12 protein-coding genes are annotated in these 14737 nt (G+C 54.1%); 4 read left to right on the top strand and 8 right to left on the bottom strand.

Annotated features, from left to right (window positions below; genetic code table 11):
- On the bottom strand, positions 1–1650 hold the full coding sequence (locus tag R0135_RS03035; protein ID WP_407348788.1) for an electron transfer flavoprotein-ubiquinone oxidoreductase: 1650 nt from the start codon (positions 1648–1650) through the stop codon (positions 1–3).
- A gap of 288 nt (positions 1651–1938) precedes the next feature.
- On the opposite strand from R0135_RS03035, the gene R0135_RS03030 reads away from it, so the two are divergent.
- Both R0135_RS03030 and R0135_RS03025 read left to right on the top strand, forming a co-directional pair.
- Positions 1939–2688 carry an electron transfer flavoprotein subunit beta/FixA family protein gene (locus R0135_RS03030; RefSeq protein WP_407348787.1) on the top strand — a complete coding sequence of 250 codons (750 nt, stop codon included), beginning with the start codon at positions 1939–1941 and terminating at the stop codon, positions 2686–2688.
- Positions 2688–3617, top strand: a complete 930-nt coding sequence (locus R0135_RS03025) for an electron transfer flavoprotein subunit alpha/FixB family protein (protein WP_407348786.1) — start codon at positions 2688–2690, stop codon at positions 3615–3617. The genes R0135_RS03030 and R0135_RS03025 overlap by 1 nt, the downstream gene beginning before the upstream one ends.
- A 112-nt stretch (positions 3618–3729) precedes the next feature.
- Here R0135_RS03025 and R0135_RS03020 read toward each other — a convergent pair whose 3' ends face one another.
- From R0135_RS03020 to R0135_RS03010, 3 genes are all read right to left on the bottom strand, one after another.
- Positions 3730–4905: a cation:proton antiporter gene (locus R0135_RS03020; RefSeq protein WP_407349869.1), complete on the bottom strand. Its 1176-nt coding sequence runs from the start codon at positions 4903–4905 to the stop codon at positions 3730–3732.
- Between the two features lie 69 nt (positions 4906–4974).
- Positions 4975–5412, bottom strand: coding sequence for a DUF934 domain-containing protein (locus R0135_RS03015; RefSeq protein ID WP_407348785.1), 438 nt, complete (start codon positions 5410–5412; stop codon positions 4975–4977).
- Complete coding sequence (locus R0135_RS03010) at positions 5399–7063, bottom strand: nitrite/sulfite reductase (protein ID WP_407348784.1); 1665 nt, start codon at positions 7061–7063, stop codon at positions 5399–5401. Before R0135_RS03010 ends, R0135_RS03015 begins: the two co-directional genes overlap by 14 nt.
- A gap of 89 nt (positions 7064–7152) precedes the next feature.
- Here R0135_RS03010 and R0135_RS03005 point away from each other — a divergent pair, with 89 nt between their 5' ends.
- On the top strand, positions 7153–8400 hold the full coding sequence (locus R0135_RS03005) for a serine hydrolase domain-containing protein (protein WP_407348783.1): 1248 nt from the start codon (positions 7153–7155) through the stop codon (positions 8398–8400).
- A gap of 74 nt (positions 8401–8474) precedes the next feature.
- Here R0135_RS03005 and R0135_RS03000 read toward each other — a convergent pair whose 3' ends face one another.
- The 3 genes from R0135_RS03000 to metH form a co-directional block, all read right to left on the bottom strand.
- On the bottom strand, positions 8475–8621 hold the full coding sequence (locus R0135_RS03000) for a hypothetical protein (RefSeq protein WP_407348782.1): 147 nt from the start codon (positions 8619–8621) through the stop codon (positions 8475–8477).
- A 72-nt stretch (positions 8622–8693) separates the two neighbouring features.
- Entirely contained in the window at positions 8694–8981 is a 288-nt protein-coding gene (locus tag R0135_RS02995) for a DUF2970 domain-containing protein (RefSeq protein WP_407348781.1), read from the bottom strand.
- Positions 8982–9009: 28 nt separating this feature from the next.
- On the bottom strand, positions 9010–12675 hold the full coding sequence (gene metH, locus R0135_RS02990) for a methionine synthase (RefSeq protein ID WP_407348780.1): 3666 nt from the start codon (positions 12673–12675) through the stop codon (positions 9010–9012).
- A 218-nt stretch (positions 12676–12893) separates the two neighbouring features.
- Here metH and nfuA point away from each other — a divergent pair, with 218 nt between their 5' ends.
- Positions 12894–13469, top strand: coding sequence for a Fe-S biogenesis protein NfuA (nfuA, locus tag R0135_RS02985; protein WP_407348779.1), 576 nt, complete (start codon positions 12894–12896; stop codon positions 13467–13469).
- An 89-nt stretch (positions 13470–13558) separates the two neighbouring features.
- On the opposite strand, the gene R0135_RS02980 is transcribed toward nfuA, so the two are convergent.
- Positions 13559–14650 carry a 3-deoxy-7-phosphoheptulonate synthase gene (locus tag R0135_RS02980; protein ID WP_407348778.1) on the bottom strand — a complete coding sequence of 364 codons (1092 nt, stop codon included), beginning with the start codon at positions 14648–14650 and terminating at the stop codon, positions 13559–13561.
- Between the last annotated feature and the right edge of the window lie 87 nt (positions 14651–14737).

Raw genomic sequence — 14737 nt, 5'->3', positions numbered from 1 at the left:
TTACATATTGGGGTAGGTTGGACCACCAAAGCCTTCTGGCGTTACCCAGGTGATGTTTTGCGCAGGATCCTTGATATCGCAGGTTTTACAGTGAACGCAGTTCTGTGCGTTGATCTGAAACCGCTTGCCGTCGGCATCTTCGACAATCTCATACACCCCTGCCGGGCAGTAGCGTTGCGCAGGCTCATCAAACAGAGGCAGGTTCGATTCGATGGGGATACTGCTGTCTGCCAAGGTTAAGTGACAGGGTTGATCTTCTTCATGATTCGTATTCGAGAGGAAGACCGATGAGAGTCGATCGAAGCTAACGACATTGTCAGGCTTTGGATAATCAATTTTTGCACAGTCGGCCGCCGGCTTTAAAACTGCGTAGTCGGGCTTGCTGTCATGCAGTGTAAACGGCACCTTACCGCCAAAGATGTTTTGATCTATCCACACCATTGCCGCTCCGAGCATAAAGCCAAACTTGTGCATATAACCCGAGAAATTACGCGTGCTATGGAGCTCGTCAAATAACCAGGAGTCGCGCATCTTGGTTTCAAAGCTGTCTAGCTGAGCCGGTGGCGCATCGGACATTAGAGCCTCGACTACGGCTTCTGCGGCTATGAGGCCGCTCTTCATGGCTGTGTGATTGCCCTTAATCTTCACAGCGTTGAGAGTGCCGGCGTCGCAGCCAATCAATAAGCCGCCCGGGAACTGCATCTGTGGAAGGGAATTGATCCCGCCTTTGGCGATCGCTCGAGCGCCATAGCTAAGCCTGGTGCCGCCGTCGAGGTACTTCAAGGTCTCAGGATGATGCTTCCAGCGTTGAAACTCCTCGTAAGGTGATACATGAGGGTTGCTGTAGTTAAGATCGGTAATAAGGCCGATGTAAACCTGGTTGTCATCGGCGTGATACAGAAAAGCGCCGCCACTGGAGCCGCTTTCTTTCAATGGCCAGCCAAGGCCGTGTACCACGAGCCCCGGTTGGTGCTTGTCAGCTGGAATCTCCCAGATCTCTTTGATGCCGATACCGTAATGCTGTGGGTCTTTGCCATCGTCAAGGCCAAACTTGCTGATAATCTGCTTTCCGAGATGTCCTCGACAGCCTTCGGCAAACAGGGTGTAACGCGCGTGCAACTCCATACCGCGCATGTAGCTATCTTTTTGCTCACCTGCTGCGCTGATGCCCATATCGCCCGTAGCGATGCCCTTGACTGATCCATCGTCGCCGTACAGTACTTCTGACGCGGCAAAGCCCGGGTATACCTCTACACCAAGGTTCTCGGCCTGCTCTGCCAGCCAGCGGCAGACATTGCCCATAGAGACGATGTAGTTTCCATCATTATGGGTAGGTTTTGGGATAGCGAAATTCGGTAGCTTAGTCGCCGACTTCTCGCTTGTGTAAAAGTAAAAATGATCTTCGGTGACTTTTGTCTTTAGAGGTGCTCCCATTTCTTCCCAGGTCGGGAACAGCTCGTTTAAAGCATGGGGCTCCAGCACGGCACCAGAGAGGATATGTGCGCCAACCTCCGAGCCTTTTTCCACCACGCAGACAGTAATTTCGCGGTCGTTTTCCTGTGCCAACTGCATAATTCGGCACGCCGCAGAGAGCCCTGACGGACCTGCGCCCACGATAACAACATCGAATTCCATGGATTCGCGTTCCACTGTATTACCCCTCTTGCTGTGGTGTAGCGCCCGGGACCGGACGCCGAGTCAATTAGGCGCTAATTATAGAGTTTTGAGGCCCTTTAAGGCCACAGGCATATCATCAGGGGGTTAATAGGAATCACGACACAGGTCAAGTCTCTATTTCCGCTATCATTACGGTCTGCGTTTGCAAGAAAGGTCGCTATTGACCTGCGCAGGCAATGTCGGCACCATTTGCCCCCGCTTTTCCAAGGGGCAGCACTTCTGCCGTCCCTCAACATTACCAACCCATTCACGGGAGACAATATGAAGGTTCTCGTCGCAGTCAAGCGTGTCGTCGACTACAACGTTAAGGTACGCGCCAAGGCTGACGGTTCAGATGTCGATCTGAACAACGTCAAGATGTCGATCAACCCTTTCTGCGAAATCGCAGTAGAAGAGGCTGTGCGGCTTAAAGAGGCAGGCGTCGCCACGGAAGTGATTGCCGTTTCTGTGGGAGAGAAAAGCTGTCAGGAGCAGATCCGGACGGCTCTGGCACTGGGTGCTGACCGAGGCATTCAGGTTGAAGTAGAAGGCAGCCCTGAGCCTATCGTCGTAGCGAAACTTCTCAAGGGTATCGTCGACAAAGAATCACCGGACCTGGTGATACTGGGCAAGCAGTCTATTGATGGTGATAACAACCAGACCGGGCAAATGCTGGGCGCACTGGCAGGTATGCCGCAGGGAACCTTCGCCTCGGAGATCAAGGTTGAAGATGGAAAACTTAATGTGATTCGGGAAGTTGACGGGGGCATGCAAACCGTCAGCCTGAATCTACCGGCCATCGTCACGACAGATTTGCGCTTGAATGAACCACGGTACGCATCGTTGCCTAACATCATGAAAGCCAAAAAGAAGCAGCTCGACGTGCTCACGCCCGAGGAACTGGGGGTGGCAGTCACCTCTCACCTGAGTCTGGTAAAGGTCGAGCCACCACCCGAGCGCTCTGCGGGTATCAAAGTGGAGTCGGTTGAGCAACTGGTCGACAAATTGAAAAATGAAGCGAAGGTGATCTGATGAGTACTCTCGTTGTAGCAGAACACGACAATAGCAGTTTGAACGTAGCCACCCTTAACGCCGTTGCGGCAGCGCAGGCCTTGGGCTCAGACATTGATATTCTGGTTGCAGGAGCGGACTGCGCAGGCGCAGCATCTGCAGCTCAGGCCGTGGCTGGCATCCGCAAGGTGCTTTGCGCGGATAACGCCGCCTATGCAACGCAGCTCGCAGAGAACGTGAGCCTCCTTATCGCAGACGTGGGTGCAAACTACGACAATATTTTGGCTGCATCGACAAGTAACGGCAAAAACATCATGCCGCGTGTTGCAGCGTTGCTGGATGTGGCACAGATCAGCGACATCATTAGCGTGGAATCACCCGACACCTTCAAGCGCCCCATTTATGCAGGCAACGTGATCGCTACTGTACAGAGTGCAGACGCCAAGAAAGTAATCACTGTGCGTACTACAGCGTTCGACGCTGCGTCCGCAGAGGGTGGCAATGCGGAGTTGGAAGCGGTGGATGCCTCTCACGATGCAGGTATTTCAAGCTTTGTGAGTCAGGAGATTGCCCAGTCAGACCGTCCCGAACTCACCGCAGCGGCGGTGGTTATATCGGGCGGGCGCGGCATGCAAAATGGCGACAACTTCAAACTGCTAGATGGCATCGCAGATAAGCTGGGAGCTGCCATTGGCGCCTCACGTGCTGCCGTTGACGCGGGTTTTGTTCCCAATGATATGCAGGTAGGGCAAACCGGTAAGATCGTTGCTCCTGATCTGTACATCGCGGTAGGTATTTCCGGCGCTATCCAGCACCTGGCGGGTATGAAGGATTCCAAAGTGATTGTTGCGATCAACAAGGATGAGGACGCACCGATTTTTCAGGTTGCTGATTACGGCTTGGTTGCAGACCTTTTTGATGCCCTACCTGAGTTGGAAGCCCAACTATAGGTCTTATTACAGAACGATCACTGAGCCGGCGAAAGCCGGCTTTTTTGTGGGTGCTTTTTGCTTGGAACAGCTCTGGTGCTGAGGCGGGACGACAAGCCTGACGGTGGGCGTTTTAGTCCCGGCGCAAGCGATCGCTAATGGCGATGGGTGTTGGATAGTTCAATACGACGATGTAGGACGACACCAAAAGAGTGATGATGGTGGTTGCCTGAATAGTGAGGGAGGCCTTGAGACCAAGCAGGCCGGCATCAAAGGCGATATAGGCGATAAGCAGCGAGAACTCACTGGCCTGCCCAAGCCGAAACCCCAGATCCCAGGCGAGGCTGCGACGCTCACTCATGCCTTTGAGTAGTAAACGATAGGTAACGGGCTTCATCGTGAGTACAAGTGCCGCAAGGCATACCGCGGGGAGCCACACCTGCTCAAGCATCGCCAGATCGAAACGAGCCCCCACCGCAAAGAAAAACAGAATCAGAAAAAAATCCCGCAAGGGCTTCAGGTTTACCGCTATGTATTGTGAAATTGGGCTTGTCGCAATACTCACTCCAGCCACAAAAGCGCCAATCTCAGCGGACAGCCCCAGGACCTGGGCTGACTCGGCCATACCCAGGCACCAGCCAATGGCCAGCAAAAATATGTACTCATGAAAACGATCGAAGCGCTGAATCAGCCGCAGGAGCACAAAATGCACTACCGCCCAGGCGATAAGACCGAGCAAGGGAAGAGCGAGCAGAACCTTAGCGATATGCCAAGCAGCCTCACCTTCTTCTGCACTACCGCTGGCCATAATCAAAACCAACACGATGATTGCCAGTAAGTCCTGCAGCAGCAGCAGGCCGATCATCATCTCACCGATGTGGCGGTGATGCAGAATTGTCGTGGGCAGCAGTTTTATGCCGATGATGGTTGAAGAGAACATCATCGCCACTGCGACTATGGCGGTTTCACCAGGGCCTTCAAAAAACAGGCTGGCCAGCAACCAGGACAGCACAAAGAATATAGCGGAGCTGGCAAGACCCACCACGGTGGATTTGCGTATGGTGGAAAACAGGGCCTGAGGCTGCATATCGAGGCCAAGAAGAAACAGCAGAAAAATAATACCTATATGCCCAATATCCGATAACTGCTTTAAATCGGTTACGAGACTAAAACCGGATGGGCCTATGAGGGCGCCCAGAGCTATATACGCAATGATCAGAGGTTGACGGGTATACAGCGCGATAGACGCCAACACTGCAGCACCGCTGAAGATCAAAAAGAAAGCAAAAGTGACTGAGCTCGGATCCATAGCACGCCGTTTGATGAACCGGGCATTGAGTGTAGCAGGCACTCGGGGTCACCGAGCACACAAAGCTGATTAAGCGCTACGTTTGCGCCGAAACAGCGGATCCAACTCCCGTGCATCGGCTTGATAGCGCTCAGTGAAACCGGGGAGGGCGTGGGCGCTGGACGCGACTTCGCCGCCGCGTATTGCATCAAAGCCGCAGCGCTCCAGAAACACCCACTGATCAGGCAGCACATCACCATCGGCAAAAAGCTCACCGGTAAATCCCAGCTGACGCAGCTTTCCTGCGTGACTAAAACCCCGACCGTCCATGAAACCGGCGAAGTAGATAGTTATTCGAGATACGAGCACGAGGGCAGGGTAATGCGGTGCCAGATCATCTTCTCCCGCGACCTCTACTGCACAGGAGGCGGGCTTTCCGGCCTCTACCCAGTGCTGCAGCGTGTAGCTTTGCAAAGCATCTGAAGTTGTCCGGAGCGTTGCTCCCGGGCCTTGCTCAAGATTTTCCATAAACGGCATCCTTAAAGGGCTCTATGCCACATCGCTCATAAACCCTCAGAAACTGCTCCTGATCTGACTCTCGAAGCTCCAGATAACGCTCCAGTAGTTTTTCTATGACAGAAGGTAGGTCAGCACGGCTGAAAGAGGGGCCCAGGATGCGCGCCACGCTGGCGTTACCGGCCTGAGATCCACCAATGCACACCTGGTAAAACTCCTGACCTTTCTTGTCCACCCCCAAAATGCCAATGTGTCCCACATGGTGGTGACCACAGGCGTTCATACAACCACTGATGTTCAGCTCTATCGGCCCAAGATCATATTGATAATCCATGGCTTCAAATCGCTCCTGAAGTGCCTGCGCCACAGGGATCGACTTTGCGTTGGCCAAAGAACAAAAGTCCCCGCCGGGGCAGCAAATCATGTCTGTAATATGACCGGCGTTGGAGGCGGCCAACCCCAAAGGTTGCAGCGCCTGCCACAGGGCCATGAGTTCACTTTCCCGAACATCCGCCAGCACAATATTTTGTTCATGCGTGGTGCGAAGTTCGCCATAGGAAAACTGATCTGCAAGTTCTGCCAGGGCGTCCATCTGAGCCGCACTCACATCGCCCGGTGCTTGCCCGGTTGCCTTCAGTGTCACCGTGACCGCGCGATAACCCGGCTGCTTATGGGCCGTGGTGTTACGTTTGACCCATCCGGAAAAAAGCGGCTCTCTGGCACAGGCCTTGGCTAGAAACGCTGACTCCTGCGCGCCGTCAGCAACCGTATATTCAGGCGCAGTGAAGTGCGCAGCCACCGCCGCAAGTGCAGCGTCTGTCAGCGTGTTAGGTCCGTCGCGATTAGTCGCCCATTCTGTCTCCACCGCTGCCCGAAATGCCTCTATACCCATGGCTTTTACGAGGATTTTGATGCGTGCTTTGTATTTGTTATCTCGACGACCGTGGAGGTTGTAAATCCGCAGGATCGCTTCGAGATAGGTCAGCAAATGCTCGGTAGCGACATCATCCCTGATTACTGATCCAACCACCGGGGTTCGGCCAAGCCCGCCACCGACAAGAAACTTCAAGCGCACGGCTCCGTGCATGTTCCGATAAAGCTCTATGCCAATATCGTGGAAATGTATGGCGGCTCGATCTTCCTCTGCACCATTAACCGCGATTTTGAATTTTCGCGGCAAGAACGCGAATTCGGGGTGCAAGGTAGACCACTGACGAATGATTTCGCAGTAGGGTCGTGGATCGACAACTTCATCAGCAGCAACGCCGGCAAATTGGTCTGTCGTGGTGTTGCGAATGCAGTTCCCGCTGGTCTGAATAGCGTGCATTTGCACCGCAGCCAGGTCGCAAAGAATATCCGGAACATCTTCAAGCTGCGGCCAATTGAGCTGGATGTTTTGACGCGTACTGATGTGAGCATAGCCCTTATCGTAGCGGCGACTAATGTCAGCAATGGCCCGTAACTGCGCACTGCTGATAAGTCCATAAGGCACTGCGATCCGCAACATCGGCGCCAAACGCTGCACATACAGGCCATTTTGCAAACGCAAGGGCAGGTACTGGGCGTCAGACAGATCACCGCGCAGGTATCGCTCAGTCTGGTCTCGAAACTGGATTACGCGCTCGTTGACAATGGTTTGATCTAGTTTGTCGTATTGATACATGGGAGCTGTGTTTGCAAATGAGCGCGCACTCTACCAAAGCTGCAGAGACGCCACTATTTTAGTTTTTTATAAGCTTGGACGATTTGGTTATGGCCACAGTCACGGCTTCCTTGACAGGGATAAAGAATGCTCCAGACTTCCTCACGATCAGTCATCAGGGCGAAGTGGATATGAAAGAACAATTGGACAGCGTTCTCAGGCAGGGAGTAGCCCAAGGTGCAGCTCCCGGTGTAACGGCGATCGTTGTGGATCGCGAGGGCATCCGCTACGAAGGCGGATTCGGCGAGCGTCAGCTAGGCGGCGGAGTCGCGATGAGCACTGACACCGTAGGCAAGATATTCTCCATGACCAAAGCCTTGACTGCTGCGGCGGCCATGCAACTGGTAGAGCAGGGCAGGCTCTCCCTGGACGCCCCCGCGGGAGAGGTTTGTGCGGATATAGCTGCGGCGCAAGTACTCAGTGGGTTTGATGACAATGGCGAGCCTGTGACCCGTGCGCCAAGCACTGCGGTGACGCTGCGACACCTCCTCACGCATACCTCTGGCTACAGTTATCACATGTGGGATACAGCATGTACTCGCTGGTTGGAAACCACCGGTTCGCCGGACATTACAAGCCAGCAAAAAGCCGCACTGCGACAACCCTTGATGTTCGACCCGGGAAGCCAGTGGCGCTATGGCATTGGTATTGATTGGGTAGGGCAGATGGTTGAAGCCGTCAGTGGAATGCGTTTGGGCGATTATTTTGATGAATTCCTTTGCGGTCCCATGGGTATGAGCGATACGCATTTTGACTACAACGATTCGATGTTTGAGCGCGCCGCGCATTTGCACGCTCGCCTGCCTGACGGCTCTTTGGCGCCCTTGCCGCTGGAGCAAACAGACCAACGAGAGTTCGATGAAGGGGGCGGTGGTCTCAAGGGCACCATGCACGACTATGGCCGCTTTCTTCGCATGCTGTTGAACAAAGGGGAGCTCGATGGCACCCGTATTTTGGCTGCCAATACAGTGGCCGAGATGTGCACTAACCAGATTGGCGAGCTGCGCGTGCAAGCAATGCGGTCTTGTGCCCCAAACATGAGCAATGACGGAGAGTTTTTCCCCGGGGACCCAAAGAGCTGGGGCTTGAGCTTTCAAATCAATGAAGTTGCAGGGTTTACCGGGCGACCTGCGGGCACATTAATGTGGGCAGGACTGGCCAACAGTTACTATTGGATTGACCCGGTGAACGGAATAGGCGGGGCCTATATGAGCCAGATACTGCCCTTCGCGGACGCCGCGTCTTCAGCTTTGTTTTTCGAGTTTGAAAGCGCCGTCTACAAAGCGCTCGGGGCTTAGCGCGTAAAGTAAGGCCGTCAATGAGCAAAGTACCCTGCGGCGAGATTAATACTTGGGGCCAGGCGCGCGCAGTGCTAAAATCGCGCCGCGTTATTCGCCAGATACCAATCAGATACCAACCAGATACAAAAAGGGATCAAAGCCATGGCCGCAAGCGGACCAGAGAAATCGAATAGCACAGCAGACGCTGTTGCCACTGTAGTAATTATGACCGTCATCATTGCGGCAGTTTCTTTTTGGCTTGCGGGCATGCCCAGCTAGGGACGCGCTGACTCACCAGGTCTGTCGGCGCTTCAGCGGCTACTCAAGACCATACTGACCACGGTGTAGACCGTGCCAATAAACAGCGCAGTAAACAGCAGGCCTGCAACAATAAATGTTGCAGCACGGCCCTGCTTAAAATCGCGCTCGCGATTTTTACTGCTCTGCACGCCCAAGCCAGCGGCGAATACGCTACCGATTACCTGAAACGGATTTAATGTCTCCCGCTTATTCTCCAGTCCCGGAGCCGGCTTTTCGCAAGACCTGCCCTCAACGTCAGTTTCGAGTTCATCGTTGCTGGATTGTCTGTCACTGGTCATATGATTCTCTAAGTGAGCGTGCGTTGCCTTAGTCGAGGTTGGGAGCCAGCCAGCGAGCCAGTGCGGCCGTCTTCACACCCTTACGCGTCGCGATCGATTCAAGCTGATCTTCGCCAATTTTCCCTACGGCAAAGTATCGTGCATCCGGGTGTGAGAAGTACCAACCGCTCACCGACGATGCCGGCTCCATGGCGTAGTTATCAGACAGCGTCACCCCGCAGCGCTCTTCAGCGTCCAGCAAGTTGAACAAAGCTCGCTTCTCGGTGTGATCAGGACAGGCAGGGTAACCAGGAGCAGGGCGTATGCCCCGATAGCGCTCCCTGATCAAATCCTCGTTTGATAGCTGTTCATTCGCTGCATAGCCCCAGAATTCCTGGCGAACACGCAGGTGCATATGTTCAGCCAGTGACTCTGCCAATCGATCGGCCAAGGCCTTGAGCATGATCGAATTGTAGTCATCATGGTTCGCTTCAAAGGCAGCAGCACGCTGGGAAACACCGTGACCCGTCGTAACACAGAAACCACCGATGTAATCATTTGCCGGGGCCACATAGTCACTGAGACTCAGATTCGGTTGATCGTTGGCTTTTTCGGTTTGTTGTCGCAGATGATGCAAGCGTAGCGGAGCAGTCTCGTCCCCGGTATCTACCAGAACGTCTTCGCCATCGCTGTGAGCAGGCCAGAAGCCGACGACTGCACAAGCCTCCAGCCAGTCCTCTTCAACAATTTTCTTGAGCATGGCCTGTGCGTCTGCAAACAGGTCTCTGGCTTGTTCACCGACTACATCATCCTCGAGTATCTTGGGGTATTTGCCCGCAAGCTCCCAGGTGATGAAGAAGGGAGTCCAGTCAATAGTGTCGACCAGATCCTGTAAGGGAATATTCTTAAACACCCGGACACCGGTAAAGCTCGGCGTGGGTGGTTGGTAGCTCTCCCAATCAAATACAGCGCGGTTGGCCAGGGCTTTGTCATAGGGCAGGCGCTTGGCCTTTGGCTTGCGGTTAGCGATACGCTCTCGAACCTGCACGTATTCTTCTCGTCGCTCGCTGACGAATCCAGCCTTTTGCTCACCCAGTAACAGGGACGCCACCGATACACTTCGGGATGCATCCGGCACGTACACCACCAGGTCATTTTGATAGTTGGGCTCGATCTTGACCGCGGTGTGCGCCTTGGAAGTGGTGGCGCCACCGATCATTAGCGGGACCGAGAAACCCGTGCGCTGCATTTCGCTGGCAACATGCATCATTTCGTCAAGGGACGGAGTGATGAGACCGCTCAGACCAATAATATCGACGTTTTTCTCTTTGGCGACACGCAGTATTTCCTCGCAATGCACCATTACCCCCAGATCAATAACCTCATAGTTATTGCACTGAAGCACGACGCCGACAATGTTTTTGCCAATGTCATGGACATCGCCCTTAACCGTGGCCATGAGGATTCTGCCGTTGGTGCTGCCCTCGGCTTTTTCTTCTTCGATATACGGCTGCAGGTAAGCCACAGCTTGCTTCATCACCCGCGCGCTTTTAACTACCTGGGGAAGAAACATTTTGCCCTGACCAAAAAGATCACCGACGACATTCATGCCGTCCATGAGCGGACCTTCGATAACTTCAATGGGGCGTGTGGCCTGTTGCCGGGCTTCTTCCGCATCTTCTTCGATATAGCTATTGATGCCCTTGACCAGGGCGTATTCGAGGCGCTTCGTCACCGGCTCGTCGCGCCAGGCAAGATCTTCGACACGCACCGTAGCGGGCCCGTCTGCGTGATATTTGCTGGCGATATCGAGTAGGCGTTCCGTGCTGTCGTCCCGGCGGTTCAGTACAACGTCTTCTACAGCCTCACGCAATTCCTCGGGGAGCTCGTCATAAACCGCCAGCTGCCCAGCGTTGACGATTCCCATGTCCATGCCGGCACGAATCGCGTGATACAGAAACACCGAGTGAATAGCCTCGCGCACGGGGTTGTTCCCCCGGAAGGAGAAAGACACGTTGGATACACCGCCCGATACTTTGGCCCCGGGAAGGTTTTCCTTAATCCAGCGAGTTGCCTCGATAAAATCTACGGCGTAGGTGTTATGAAGCTCGATACCCGTGGCAACCGCGAAAATATTCGGGTCAAAAATAATATCATCAGGATTGAAGTCCAAACGCTCAAGCAGCAAGTCCCAGCTTCGCTGACAGATTTCCTGTCGGCGGGCGATGGTGTCGGCCTGGCCGTCTTCATCGAAGGCCATGACTACTACGGCTGCGCCATAGCGCTGACACAGTCTTGCCTGCTCCAGAAACTCCTCTTCACCGGCTTTAAGGCTAATCGAGTTCACAACAGCCTTACCCTGCACGCAGCGCAAACCCGCTTCGATCACTTCCCAGCGCGAAGAGTCAATCATGATCGGTACGCGGGAAATGTCCGGCTCTGATGCAATCAGATTGAGAAAAGTCACCATGGCTTCTTTGGCATCGAGCATGCCTTCGTCCATGTTGATATCGATGATTTGAGCGCCGTCCTCAACCTGGGTGCGCGCGACATCCAGCGCGGTTTCGTAATCTCCGGACAACACGAGCTTTTTGAAGCGGGCAGAGCCGGTGACATTGCAGCGCTCACCGACATTTACAAATAGACTGTCTGCATTAAAGGTAAAAGGCTCGAGTCCACTGAGCTGACAGGCCCGGGGGTTTTCTGGAAGCACTCTCGGAGCAATTCCTTCAACCGCGTGGGCAATAGCGCGGATGTGCGCAGGCGTAGTGCCACAACAGCCACCGACAAGATTTACAAATCCCCGCTCCGCGAAGTCTCTGAATTCCCCAGCCATAACTTCTGGCGCTTCGTCGTACTCTCCAAAGGCATTGGGAAGTCCCGCATTGAGATGGGCGCTGAAATAACCTTCGGTGGCTTTGGAGAGTTCTTCAAGAAACGGGCGCACTTCAAGGAATCGTCTGCCGCAGTTACTTCCCACGACCAAAGGCCGCGCGTGTGCAACGGAGTACCAAAATGCCGTGGGACTCTGTCCCGACAGATTCCTGCCGCTAACATCCGGGAAAGTGACGGAAATCATCACAGGAAGACGAATACCGCGTTCCTCGAACACGCTCTCGATAGCAAAGATAGCCGCCTTGGCATTCAGTGTGTCGAAGATGGTTTCGATCATTAAAAGATCAACGCCACCGTCTAGGAGGCCCCCAACGGCTTCTGAGTAATCCTCGCTCAGACGGGCGAAATCAACATTTCGAGCACCCGGATCGTTTACGTCCGGTGAAATAGATGCGGTACGCGGTGTGGGCCCAAGTACGCCGGCTACAAAGCGTGGCTTTTCGGGGGTCTCTGCGCTCATGGCATCGGCAGCGCGTCGGGCGATACGTGCCGATGTCTCGTTCAATTCTCGGGCAATGGCCTGCAAGCCGTAATCTTCCAGCGCTACAGCTGTGGCGTTAAAGGTGTTGGTTTCGATAATGTCAGCGCCGGCCTGCAGGTAGGCTGTATGAATGCCTTCAATGACCTCCGGACGGGTTATCGAGAGCAGGTCATTATTGCCTTTGAGGTCGCCAGGGTGATCGGCAAAGCGCTCGCCGCGATAGTCTGCTTCCTGCAGGCCTTCCGCCTGGATCATGGTCCCCATGGCCCCGTCTATCACAAGAATTCGATCGCGAAGAGCGTCCGCAAGGGGACCGGGTACTGGGCTAAAGGAGTTCATGATTCCTGCTTCATCGTTAGTTGACTATCGCCCGGGATGGGGCGGTGAGAGCGCTAAATTTGCGGCCGAATAATAGCAGATATTGAAGTCAAGAGCCTTAAGAGCACTGAGGCGGTGGGCTGAGACACAGGAGCCGATTCATATGAAGGAGTGACGGTCTGCAACAGTCTCGCTATAATACCCGACTAATTTACTCGGGAAGTGTGGTTATTACGCCGATGCTCACGATAACGGAAAGTGCCCAGGAATATCTTGCAGAACTGCTGGCCAAGCAGGAGGACGCTCTCGGTGTGAGAGTGTTTATTAATGAGCCTGGAACTGCGCGAGCGGAGACCTGCATCGCTTATTGTCGAGAGGGTGATATTGCGGAAGATGACGTAAAGCATCCCTTCGAAAAAATCACTGCCTGGTTTGACGGTCGCAGTGTGCCGTTCCTCGAGGACGCCCTGGTGGATTACTCCACGGATCGCATGGGTGGGCAGCTAACGATCAAGGCCCCTAATGCCAAGATGCCCCGCGTCAGCGATGATTCTCCCATCGAGGATCGCATTAACTATCTTCTCTATAACGAAGTGAATCCGTCCCTGGCTGCCCATGGAGGAGAAGTCTCTTTGGTGGAGGTCACTGAGGATGATTACGCCGTTCTACGTTTTGGCGGCGGCTGCCAGGGTTGCAGTGCCGTTGATATGACGCTCAAGGACGGTGTAGAAAAAACGCTTCTGGATCAACTTCCGCAGCTCAAAGGCGTGCGGGATATGACCGATCATTCGGACCGTAGCAACGCTTTCTATTGATGCATTAGCGTTTTACCTTCGGCGCTTAGCTCAGGAAAATGTTGCTGTGCCGGGGAACGCCCAACGATCCACACTCGCTCCGGGTGCACTCAGGAGCTGGCGTCACCATGAGAGGCGAGCCGCGTGGGAAGCACATCTTTGAGTTTTTCGTGGAGCGAGCGTAAGCAGGCCTCGGTATCTTCCCAACTGATGCAGCCATCGGTAATGGATACTCCGTACTGCAAGTCATCTGGATTGGCTGTCATAGATTGATTTCCTGCATGCAGGTGACTTTCGATCATGAGCCCGATAACGGACTGATTCCCCGCAGCAATCTGATTAGCAACGTTGTCAGCGACCAGGGTTTGCAATGATGGATCCTTGTTGGAGTTGGCATGACTGCAGTCGACCATAATGTTCTGCGGCATTTGGGCTTTATCCAGGGCCTGCTCACAGAGCTTAACGTTCACTGAGTCATAGTTGGGTCCCGCGCTTCCCCCGCGCAACACCACATGCCCATAGCGATTACCCCGGGTGGTAAATACGGAAACCTGTCCCTGGCTGTTAATGCCCAAAAAGCGGTGGGATTGAGACGCGGCGCCCATGGCGTTTACCGCAACAGTCAACCCGCCGTCGGTCCCATTCTTAAATCCCACAGCACATGAGAGACCGCTGGCTAATTCGCGATGGGTCTGGGATTCCGTGGTACGGGCACCAATCGCCGACCAGGAAATCAAGTCCTGAATATACTGCGGAGAAATGGGGTCGAGTGCTTCAGTAGATACCGGCAGACCCATAGTGACTATATCGGCCAGCAGTGTCCTGGCGATAGTCAACCCTTCTTCGATGCGGAATGAGTCATCAAGACACGGATCGTTGATAAGTCCCTTCCAGCCGACCGTGGTTCGAGGTTTTTCAAAGTACGCCCGCATAACAATAAGCAAACTGTCGTCTAACTCGCCTGCCAGACTGCTTAACCGCTCGGCGTATTCCAGCGCCGCCTTGGTGTCGTGGATAGAGCAGGGGCCCACGACGACCAAAAGTCGATGGTCCTTGCGATCGAGGATGTCAAAAACACTTTGTCGACTGGCAGTGACCACCTGCTCCAGTTTGTCTGTCAAGGGTACAAGCTGCTTTAAAGCGGCTGGGGTCGGTAATATGTCTTGTGAGGCGACATTGATGTTATGGACATTGTTGCTCATGAAAACGGTCCTGCTAGAGTGCGAGTTTGCGTGGTGCGTATTCGAGGCGCGGCAGTGTAATGCAGAGGCGCAACAATGAATAGACAG

It is taken from the genome of Congregibacter variabilis, from assembly GCF_045689235.1.
In the GTDB taxonomy this organism is placed as follows: domain Bacteria; phylum Pseudomonadota; class Gammaproteobacteria; order Pseudomonadales; family Halieaceae; genus Congregibacter; species Congregibacter variabilis.
The sequence above is the reverse complement of the archived record's forward strand: the minus strand, read 5'-3'. Positions and strand labels throughout refer to the sequence as shown.

Excerpts from the sequence above, each read along its gene's own strand:
- R0135_RS03030 (WP_407348787.1), top strand. The coding sequence starts at position 1,939 with ATGAAGGTTCTCGTCGCAGTCAAGCGTGTCGTCGACTACAACGTTAAG.
- R0135_RS03025 (WP_407348786.1), top strand. The coding sequence starts at position 2,688 with ATGAGTACTCTCGTTGTAGCAGAACACGACAATAGCAGTTTGAACGTA.
- nfuA (WP_407348779.1), top strand. The coding sequence starts at position 12,894 with ATGCTCACGATAACGGAAAGTGCCCAGGAATATCTTGCAGAACTGCTG.
- R0135_RS02980 (WP_407348778.1), bottom strand. The coding sequence starts at position 14,650 with ATGAGCAACAATGTCCATAACATCAATGTCGCCTCACAAGACATATTA.
- R0135_RS03000 (WP_407348782.1), bottom strand. The coding sequence starts at position 8,621 with ATGATGACGGTCATAATTACTACAGTGGCAACAGCGTCTGCTGTGCTA.
- R0135_RS03010 (WP_407348784.1), bottom strand. The coding sequence starts at position 7,063 with ATGTATCAATACGACAAACTAGATCAAACCATTGTCAACGAGCGCGTA.
- R0135_RS02995 (WP_407348781.1), bottom strand. The coding sequence starts at position 8,981 with ATGACCAGTGACAGACAATCCAGCAACGATGAACTCGAAACTGACGTT.
- R0135_RS03015 (WP_407348785.1), bottom strand. The coding sequence starts at position 5,412 with ATGGAAAATCTTGAGCAAGGCCCGGGAGCAACGCTCCGGACAACTTCA.
- R0135_RS03005 (WP_407348783.1), top strand. The coding sequence starts at position 7,153 with ATGGCCACAGTCACGGCTTCCTTGACAGGGATAAAGAATGCTCCAGAC.
- R0135_RS03020 (WP_407349869.1), bottom strand. The coding sequence starts at position 4,905 with ATGGATCCGAGCTCAGTCACTTTTGCTTTCTTTTTGATCTTCAGCGGT.
- metH (WP_407348780.1), bottom strand. The coding sequence starts at position 12,675 with ATGAACTCCTTTAGCCCAGTACCCGGTCCCCTTGCGGACGCTCTTCGC.